At 61.3% G+C, this 7,628-nt stretch carries 10 protein-coding genes and 1 tRNA gene; 4 read left to right on the top strand and 7 right to left on the bottom strand.

Annotation, left to right across the window (positions count from 1 at the left end):
- The first annotated feature begins 50 nt into the window (after positions 1-50).
- Positions 51-123 (top strand) — tRNA-Asp (locus O2S87_RS17380).
- Positions 124-297: 174 nt separating this feature from the next.
- Here O2S87_RS17380 and O2S87_RS17375 read toward each other — a convergent pair.
- From O2S87_RS17375 to O2S87_RS17360, 4 genes are all read right to left on the bottom strand, one after another.
- Positions 298-591, bottom strand: coding sequence for a hypothetical protein (locus O2S87_RS17375; protein WP_475410014.1), 294 nt, complete (start codon positions 589-591; stop codon positions 298-300).
- 58 nt (positions 592-649) lie between these two features.
- Positions 650-1,390 (bottom strand): protein-L-isoaspartate O-methyltransferase family protein, encoded by a 741-nt coding sequence (locus tag O2S87_RS17370; protein ID WP_475410013.1) that lies wholly within the window; start codon positions 1,388-1,390, stop codon positions 650-652.
- 86 nt (positions 1,391-1,476) lie between these two features.
- Complete coding sequence (locus O2S87_RS17365; RefSeq protein WP_475410012.1) at positions 1,477-2,136, bottom strand: HVO_0476 family zinc finger protein; 660 nt, start codon at positions 2,134-2,136, stop codon at positions 1,477-1,479.
- A 97-nt stretch (positions 2,137-2,233) separates the two neighbouring features.
- On the bottom strand, positions 2,234-3,184 hold the full coding sequence (locus O2S87_RS17360; RefSeq protein ID WP_475410011.1) for an aminopeptidase: 951 nt from the start codon (positions 3,182-3,184) through the stop codon (positions 2,234-2,236).
- Positions 3,185-3,479: 295 nt separating this feature from the next.
- On the opposite strand from O2S87_RS17360, the gene O2S87_RS17355 reads away from it, so the two are divergent.
- Positions 3,480-4,313, top strand: a complete 834-nt coding sequence (locus O2S87_RS17355; protein WP_475410010.1) for a LamG-like jellyroll fold domain-containing protein — start codon at positions 3,480-3,482, stop codon at positions 4,311-4,313.
- Positions 4,314-4,332: 19 nt separating this feature from the next.
- Here the strand turns inward: O2S87_RS17355 and O2S87_RS17350 are convergent, their stop codons facing one another.
- The gene (locus tag O2S87_RS17350) at positions 4,333-5,313 is read right to left on the bottom strand and encodes an ArsA family ATPase (RefSeq protein WP_475410009.1); all 981 of its coding nucleotides are present in this window, start codon (positions 5,311-5,313) and stop codon (positions 4,333-4,335) included.
- Complete coding sequence (locus tag O2S87_RS17345) at positions 5,313-5,609, bottom strand: DUF7990 family protein (RefSeq protein ID WP_475410008.1); 297 nt, start codon at positions 5,607-5,609, stop codon at positions 5,313-5,315. Before O2S87_RS17345 ends, O2S87_RS17350 begins: the two co-directional genes overlap by 1 nt.
- Before the next feature lie 103 nt (positions 5,610-5,712).
- On the opposite strand from O2S87_RS17345, the gene O2S87_RS17340 reads away from it, so the two are divergent.
- Both O2S87_RS17340 and O2S87_RS17335 read left to right on the top strand, forming a co-directional pair.
- Entirely contained in the window at positions 5,713-6,909 is a 1,197-nt protein-coding gene (locus O2S87_RS17340) for a CobW family GTP-binding protein (protein WP_475410007.1), read from the top strand.
- Between the two features lie 83 nt (positions 6,910-6,992).
- Complete coding sequence (locus tag O2S87_RS17335; RefSeq protein WP_475410006.1) at positions 6,993-7,217, top strand: DUF8107 family protein; 225 nt, start codon at positions 6,993-6,995, stop codon at positions 7,215-7,217.
- A gap of 19 nt (positions 7,218-7,236) precedes the next feature.
- Here the strand turns inward: O2S87_RS17335 and O2S87_RS17330 are convergent, their stop codons facing one another.
- Positions 7,237-7,503: a DUF8007 family protein gene (locus O2S87_RS17330; protein ID WP_475410005.1), complete on the bottom strand. Its 267-nt coding sequence runs from the start codon at positions 7,501-7,503 to the stop codon at positions 7,237-7,239.
- Positions 7,504-7,628 lie beyond the last annotated feature (125 nt).

Raw genomic sequence — 7,628 nt, 5'->3', positions numbered from 1 at the left:
TCGACTAATAAGGTTTAAACGTCTCGCCGAAAAACGCATGAATGCAGCAAGCCCAGGTGGTGTAGTGGCCCATCATACAACCCTGTCACGGTTGTGACGCGGGTTCAAATCCCGCCCCGGGCGTTTTTCCGACGAACAACACGCCGAGCATTGCGTAGCATATGCTCGGCAACACCGTGAGTCGGTAATACGGTTCACTGAGGGTTTGAACCAACGAGCGGCACGAATGCCGGAGCCGTGAGCACAGCGAATGAGGTTCAAATCCCGCCCAGATCCCAATTTCAAACAACGAACTCGCTACGCAAGATCCAGTCGACGCAGGACGACGAACGCGCTGACACCGAGCACGGAGATCACTACCAACACCGCAATGAACAGCCCGGCGACACCCGGATAGACGAGTGCAAGCGCAATAAAGAACGTAAAGGCAAACAGCGTAAATAACACGAGAAAGAGGCCGATGGCTGGCTCTTGGACCGTTGCGAGTGCGATTCGCTCTTTGATCGTCAGTTCCGACAGGTCGACGTCGCTGGCCGATGGTTCGCCTCGGTTTGGCTCGGTCTCGCCCGGCGGTTGTGCAGATTCAGCCACGCCCGACAGTACGAGATGGGGAGTCGTCAGTGTGTCGCTTGTCCGTGTAGCGAGTCGATTACAGTCGTTCGTCCCAGTCAAGCCACTCGTACTCCCAGCCCGTGGGTGCAAAATAGCCCTGCTGGTCGAACTCGCTGTCCTCGCGCTGGGTTCGGTTTCGAACCGGACTGCTGGCCTGCTCGCCGTCGACTAACATCGGACGAAACCGTACTGCGCCGAACTCGTCGACGACGCTGACCGTACGGCGCTCGGGGTCGCGCTCGTAGGCGACGAGCGTCTGGGTTGTCGTTCCGCGCGGGACTACCAGCCGCCCGCCAGGCGTGAGCTGGTCGACCAGCGCTTGTGGCGGTTCGACCACCGAACTCTCGACGAGAATCCGGTCGAACGGTGCATACTCGGGGTAGCCCTTCGCGCCATCCCGACGGTCGACGAGTACTTCATCGTGCCCGGTCGACCGGAGGTTGTGTCGGGCAGCCCAGACGAGTTGGCGATCGATATCGACGGCCTGGACATGTCTGTCGCCGACGATCTCGGCGAGCACGGCCGCGGTGTAGCCGACGCCCGCGCCGACGATCAGCGTCTCGTCGCCAGCCTCGGCGTCGAGTGCAACCAACAAGCGTGCGACCAGTTCTGGTTGGACAAGGCGTGAAATCGAGTCGTCGCTCGCGCTGGCCTCGGGGTCGCTAAACTCCTGATGGTCGACCGTCTGGAGGGCGTCGACGATGGCGGCTCCGAGCGGCTGGTCGAGACTGTACTCCAGTCCGTCGAGCATGTCCGCCCGGAGCGTTTCACGATCCATTGAGTGGTCTCCGGCGTCGACGGGTTTGAATCGCACGTTGGCAACCGGTCACGAAATCGAAATAGAATTCGACCCTCACGTGAGGATTACCACGCCGACCAAGCAGTCGTCGTCTCGTCGATGCCGTAAACGCGTTTGACGTCTTTGGCGTACACCATATCGCCGCGCTGGTCGAACTTATCGAACCGATAGCCTTCGGCGTCCTCGCGGACCAACAGCCCGGTAATCGAGAACTCGTCGTCGCCGAACGTCTCGGTCTCTCCCACGGTGAACTCGTAGTCGCCGGGGACGTTGACTTTGAGGCTCCGGGTGTCGTCGCGCGAGCCGTCTTTCGGATGGAGGGTTACGTTCACGCCGACGTTGTCGACCGCGCGCGTCCAGACCGTCTGGACGTCTTCCATGATCGCCTGCTCGTAGCGGGCGTCGGCATCCAACAGTTCGAGGCCCGTCACACGGACCTGCAAAATCGCCTCTGGCGTGTCGACGATGAACTCGTCGCCGACTTCGACGGTTTCGTCGGGGTCGGCCGCCAGCCGTGTGCTGAACGACTCGCCCTCTTGGGAGACGATCACCTTCTTGTCGACGGTCGATTTCGATTCGAGTCGGGTTTTGTGGACGTGGCCGCAGTCGTTGCACCGGACAGTAACATCGCCGCCGGGTTTCAGCACCTCGTGGACAGTGTCCTCGCGTGGTGAACAGGAGGGGCAGGCGAGTGCCACCCTGTCACCGGCGTCTAAGTCGCTCATAAGTCCTTTTCCGAGGGCGGCGGGTAAAAAGTCGTGCTTGTCGAGGCCGTGTGGGTTCGACTAGCGTAGTCAGTTCCTACTCGGGGGTAGGCGTCGACTACTTCGGAAGGTCGATCTCGACACCGTCCACGAAGACGGTCGGGTCGCGGAGAATCCCATCGAGATGTAGCGGGGCGTCGGTTTCGCCACCGATCGCGGCGTTGTCGCCGATGGCGATATGGACCGTTCCTGCGGCCTTCTCGTCCAACAGGACCGAACCGACCAGTTCGTCGACACCCACGTTCGTTCCGATTCCGAGTTCGGCGAGGTTGTAAGCTGGCTGGCCGACCGCCTCGGCGGCGGTCTCGATCTGCTCGCGGATTTCGTCGTCCGAAATGTCGGTCACGTAGCCGTCGTCGACCTCGAAGGTGAGTTGCTGGCCGTCGGCAAGGAGACCGTGGGGGCGCATCGTTCCGTCGACGACGTAGGTACCGGTCGCACTCTCGGGGGCGACGAATATCTCACCGGCCGGCAGGTTCGAAAAGTCGCCCGCCTCGTGGACGATTCCGGTGTCGAGGAGCCACTCGCGGTCGCCGATCTCGAAGGTGATGTCGGTGCCCTGTGGTGAGGTGACTCGAATCTCCGCGGCGTCGACGACCTGCTCATGCATGGCCTCGGAGTGAGCAGCGATAGCCTCGTAGTCGGCGTCCAACCCCGTGATGAACACGTCCTCGGTGATCCCTGGCAATGTTGCGCCGCGAGCGCCTGCTTCGCAGGCGTCCCCGCGAGCGCGTGTGTGACTGATACTTTTCGTCGTTGGGGCGAGAAACACGTCGGCCTCTTTGAGGGCTGCGGCGATTGGTGCTGACGGTTCTGCGCCGTGCTGTGGTCCCGGTGGGTAGCGAACGATGGCAGGGTCGTCGGTGATCTCGCTGGCAACGGTGTACAGCATCTCACCGATCGACTGGCGCTTGTCATCGGTAACGATCAGACAGGTCTCCGTACTCCCCAGATTCAGACACTGGGTGAGTGCCGTCTCGGCGGCCGCTTGAAGCGCTGGGTCGGTCATACTTGGTCTTGCTGTCGACGTGAGTTAGCCCTTGCCCCTGCGACGTGCGCATAGCCCGTTCGGAACACTCGCCACAGTTTATTTATAATAGCTATGATATTATTTGTTGATTGTTTCGGCTGGGGACCGCGATGTGAAATAACATCGCCGCACAGACCGGACGGCGGTGGGGGACATGATCACGATGAAGGGGCCACACGGAACAGTACGATCCGACACAAGGGCTGGGTACCCGGTACAGTCGATCGGATTCATTCTGTTAGTAGTAGTCCTCGGTATTGCTGTGGGAGTCTCGGTGTTTGACTTCTCGCGCGGCATCGATCAGTCACCGGCCGTGCCCGGCGGCTCGGGCGAGTGTACCTATTCGAAGACGTTCGACCCCCGTGACGTCGCCAGGTTCGCTCAAGACAAAGCCGATAACGACCGCTACTTGGACGGTACGTTCCCGTGTGTCCTCTGGCTCGATGCCACCCAGAGTCCTGACTTTTCGCCGGGTGAGCCAGTGACTTCGTGGCATGATAAAAGCAGTAACGCCGTTACCGTGGTGTCGGGTGCTGTGGCCCCCGAATGGACCATCGTCGACGGTATCGAGGCGGTTCGATTCGATGGCACGGCCGACTCGGGGCTGAGCGCCACTGTGACTCCCGAGGAGATGGGCATTCGCAACGACTCTGGAGTGACCGTTGTCATGATGGTATACGTCGACGAACCCACCCGGCGTGGCGGTGGACTATACGCGATGGGCGAGCCCGCACGCAGTGAGTCGGCGTTCGCGGTCGACCAGTCGGACGAGCCCACGGATTCATCGCAGGCGGATCTCTGGCGGGCGACGCCCGGCCCCGACGCCGAGGTGACAACCGACGGGGAGTGGGCCATCGTGACCCATACCGTCGGCGAGAGCGACGGAAAACTATTCGTCAACGGTGAGGATCAGGGCACTGGTCCGAACGAAATCACGGAGTTGGGCGACGACGTTCGAATCGGTTCGACCGGCTCCGATCGAGTGTTCGAAGGTGCGGTCGCCGAGTACTTCGTCAGCAACGAGCGCCTCTCGGCGTCACAACGCTCGGTCGTCGAGTGCGCGATGGTCGCCAAACACGACGACGTCGTCGACCTCGATGCGTGTTGAGCACGCCGATTGGTGCGCGTTATTTCGGAGTTGCCGTCGACCTCTCGACGGCCGTTTCGATATCGATCTCGCTGGCTACGTCGCCCAAAAAGTCGCCCTTGATCTCGGAGACGCGGGTTTCGATTTCGGCGACCAGCGGCGGCTCAAACTCCTCGCGGACATGGTCGAGTCGCTCGGTTTCGGTCTCGATACGGTCTCGAAGATACCGCGCGCCGCGGCCGTTCTCGTCGGGGTCGGGCGCGGGTGTGAGCTTGTTGACGACCAGACCGCGCACCGCCAGGCCCCTCTCGTCCAACTGGTTGATCGCCCGGGCGGTTTCGTTGACCGAGAGCTCGTCGGGATTCAGTACGAGAAAGAAGGCCGCATCCTCTCGGAGCGTCCGACCGGCGAACTCGAAAAACTCCTTGCGCGTCTGAAGCCGAGCGAGCACTGGATCGCCGTCCATCACACGCCGGGGTTCGTTGCCACCGATGGCGGCCTTCTCGAACAGATCGATGCTCACCCGGCGTTTTTGCATCAGGCGGTCGATCCAGTCTTCGAGGAGTTCGGGTAGGCCGAGCAACCGAAGCGTCCCGCCGGTTGGCGAGGTATCGAAAACGACCCGGTCGTAGGGTTCAGCGTTGCGCATCACGTCGACGAAGCGATCAAAGAGTGCCGCTTCGTACGCGCCGGGCGTTCCGTGCGACATCTCCAGTTGGCGATTGATCTCGTTGACCATCGCGGTCGAAACCTGCTCGGAGAGCCCCTGCCGAAGCTCGTTGAGATGTCTCGTCACCTCCTCATCGGGATCGATCTGCATCGCCCAGAGGTTGTCGATTCCCTCGACCGACCGGGCGTCGTCATCGAACGGCTGGTCGAACACGTCGGAGACCGAGTGGGCCGGATCGGTCGAGACGACCAAGGTCTCGTGACCGTCGCGGGCACACTTCAGGGCATAGCTGCTGGAGACGGTGGTTTTGCCGACGCCGCCCTTCCCACCAAAGAAGACGAACGGCTCCATCAGAAGTGGTACTGCTGGCCCTTGCGTTCGACGTACGATCCGCGGTCCCAGAGTCGACGTTCCCACGACTCGAACTCGCTTTCGAGGTAGGGCAACAGTTCGGCCGTGTAGTACGAAACCGGCGAGGGAATGCCGAACGCATCTGGGAAACACGCTAACATAAACGCGTCTTCGGTGTCTTCGGCCTCCTTTTCGATTTTTTCGTAGGCTGGATGGGTGATCATCCCGTGGTAGAGCCCGCGAAGCCACTCTTCGAGGGTCACACGAAAGGATTCGATCCGCTCTGGGAGTGTCATGTGTGTTCACACCGGTGAGGATATATAAATCCTCTCGGGAACAGTGACGATCTGTCAGCCAAACGTGATTGAATTTTACTGTGTGACTGGTCGAACACAGTGTATGAACGGATCGATCCCGGTGACGATTCTGTCGGGCAGTCTCGGGGCGGGCAAAACGACGCTGGTCAACCACCTGTTGTCGACCGCTGGTGACCGGAATCTCGCCGTCCTGGTAAACGATATGGGCGAGGTCAATGTCGACGCCGGACTCGTCGCCGAGGGCTCGGAACTGGATCTCGACGACGGCGTCACCGAGCTGTCGAACGGCTGTATCTGTTGTGAGCTCCAGGACGATCTCGAAACTGCGGTCGTCCGACTCGCCCGCGAGCGGTCGTTCGACCACCTGCTCGTCGAGTCGTCGGGCATCTCCGAGCCAGCGCCCGTCGCCCGGCTGTTTACGACCGAATCCCGCGTGGCCGCGCTGTACGACGTCGACGCGCTCGTCACGGTGCTCGATACGCGCCTGTTGGTCGATACCTTCGGCGGGCAATCGGTTCCCCAGCGACAGGGCAGCGAGGCCGATCGCCCGCTGTCGGATCTGTTGGTCGAACAGGTCGAGGTCTCGAACATCGTCGTCTTAAACAAAGTCGATCAGTGTACCGACTCCGAACTCGACGAAGCCGAGGCACTCGTCGCGGCGCTCCAACCCGACGCCGAGACGATCCGCACCGAGTTTTCGGCCGTCGACCCCGACCGTCTGCTCGGGACAGAACTGTTCGACCAGACGGCCGTCGGCGACCTTCCGGGCTGGAAGCGCGCGCTCGATTCAGCAGACGAGCAGCACGCTCACGACAATGGACACCACGGCCACCACCATCCCGACGAGGTGTATGGGGTCTCGTCGTTCACGTATCGTCGACGCCGACCGTTTCATCCCGAACGGTTTGCGGACTTCCTTCGGGAACTCCCACCCGAAATCGTTCGGTCGAAAGGAACCACCTGGATCGCGGGCAACGAGGCTCGGATCTCGATGAGCCAGGCCGGACCCTCAGTCAGAACGACGACACAGGGCCCATGGATCGCGAGCCTTCCCGAAGTCGACCAGAAAATGTACCGCACAAACCGACCTGAACTGGAGTGGGACGAAGAACACGGCGACCGCCGGAGCGAGCTCGTCTTTATCGGGACCGAGTACGACGAAAGCGCACTCCGGGAAGCACTGACCGAGGCGCTCGTCACCGACAGCGAGTTCGAGTCGACGAGCGACGAGGTGTTTCCGACCGAGAACGGTGCCGAGTTGGTCGTTCGTGAACCGTAACCGACGGACCCAGCCGTTGACAGTCGACCGCGCCCACCATCCGAGCGGCAACATCTAAGACGCACCGTCACCGTGTGCTGAACATGAGCGATGATTCAGAGGAACGCGAGGGCTTCAGCGAGGCCGTCGACGCCTCGCAGGGCGACCCACGCGTGGTCTTGGCGTTGAACGTCGTGTTGTCAACTCTTTTGGGGTGGACCATCGTCGGCGGCCTCTCGCTGGTCGGTATCGGGTCGTTCACGCCCGTCAACGTCGCCACCGCCGCCATCGTCATTTTCTCGCTGACGTATCTCGTCGTTCTCTCCTAAACCGCTCCGTGGATTACGCTCACCGACCGTAGGTCAACCGCTGGGCGAGGGTATTGAGTCGTGTGGTCAGCCGACCCATCCACGCCGCCGGAGAAAGTCGCCGGAGGTCGGCTTCGTCGACCTCAATCCGATTGCCGTCGAACGGCGATGATCGCCTTTGGGCCGACTGTTCGGCACCTGCGCCGGCGGTCCCCTCGCTGTCGGAGTCATCCTCAATCCCGGAGATCGCGTCGACCACCGTCGACATCGAACACCGGCCGCAGGCTTCGGTCGGATTATCTTTCATGGCTCTTACCGAAGACAGTGAAACAGCGTGAGTATCATGGCATCCCGCTGAATGCGTCTGTGTGTGAACAACCAAACCGCATTCGGCGGGATGCTTCAGCAACTTGTTGAGCTCACATCAATAGT

Source organism: Halohasta sp. A2 (assembly GCF_056175805.1).
This window is presented reverse-complemented; position numbering and strand designations above follow the sequence as displayed.

Excerpts from the sequence above, each read along its gene's own strand:
- O2S87_RS17345 (WP_475410008.1), bottom strand. The coding sequence starts at position 5,609 with ATGACACTCCCAGAGCGGATCGAATCCTTTCGTGTGACCCTCGAAGAG.
- O2S87_RS17365 (WP_475410012.1), bottom strand. The coding sequence starts at position 2,136 with ATGAGCGACTTAGACGCCGGTGACAGGGTGGCACTCGCCTGCCCCTCC.
- O2S87_RS17335 (WP_475410006.1), top strand. The coding sequence starts at position 6,993 with ATGAGCGATGATTCAGAGGAACGCGAGGGCTTCAGCGAGGCCGTCGAC.
- O2S87_RS17370 (WP_475410013.1), bottom strand. The coding sequence starts at position 1,390 with ATGGATCGTGAAACGCTCCGGGCGGACATGCTCGACGGACTGGAGTAC.
- O2S87_RS17330 (WP_475410005.1), bottom strand. The coding sequence starts at position 7,503 with ATGAAAGATAATCCGACCGAAGCCTGCGGCCGGTGTTCGATGTCGACG.
- O2S87_RS17340 (WP_475410007.1), top strand. The coding sequence starts at position 5,713 with ATGAACGGATCGATCCCGGTGACGATTCTGTCGGGCAGTCTCGGGGCG.
- O2S87_RS17360 (WP_475410011.1), bottom strand. The coding sequence starts at position 3,184 with ATGACCGACCCAGCGCTTCAAGCGGCCGCCGAGACGGCACTCACCCAG.
- O2S87_RS17350 (WP_475410009.1), bottom strand. The coding sequence starts at position 5,313 with ATGGAGCCGTTCGTCTTCTTTGGTGGGAAGGGCGGCGTCGGCAAAACC.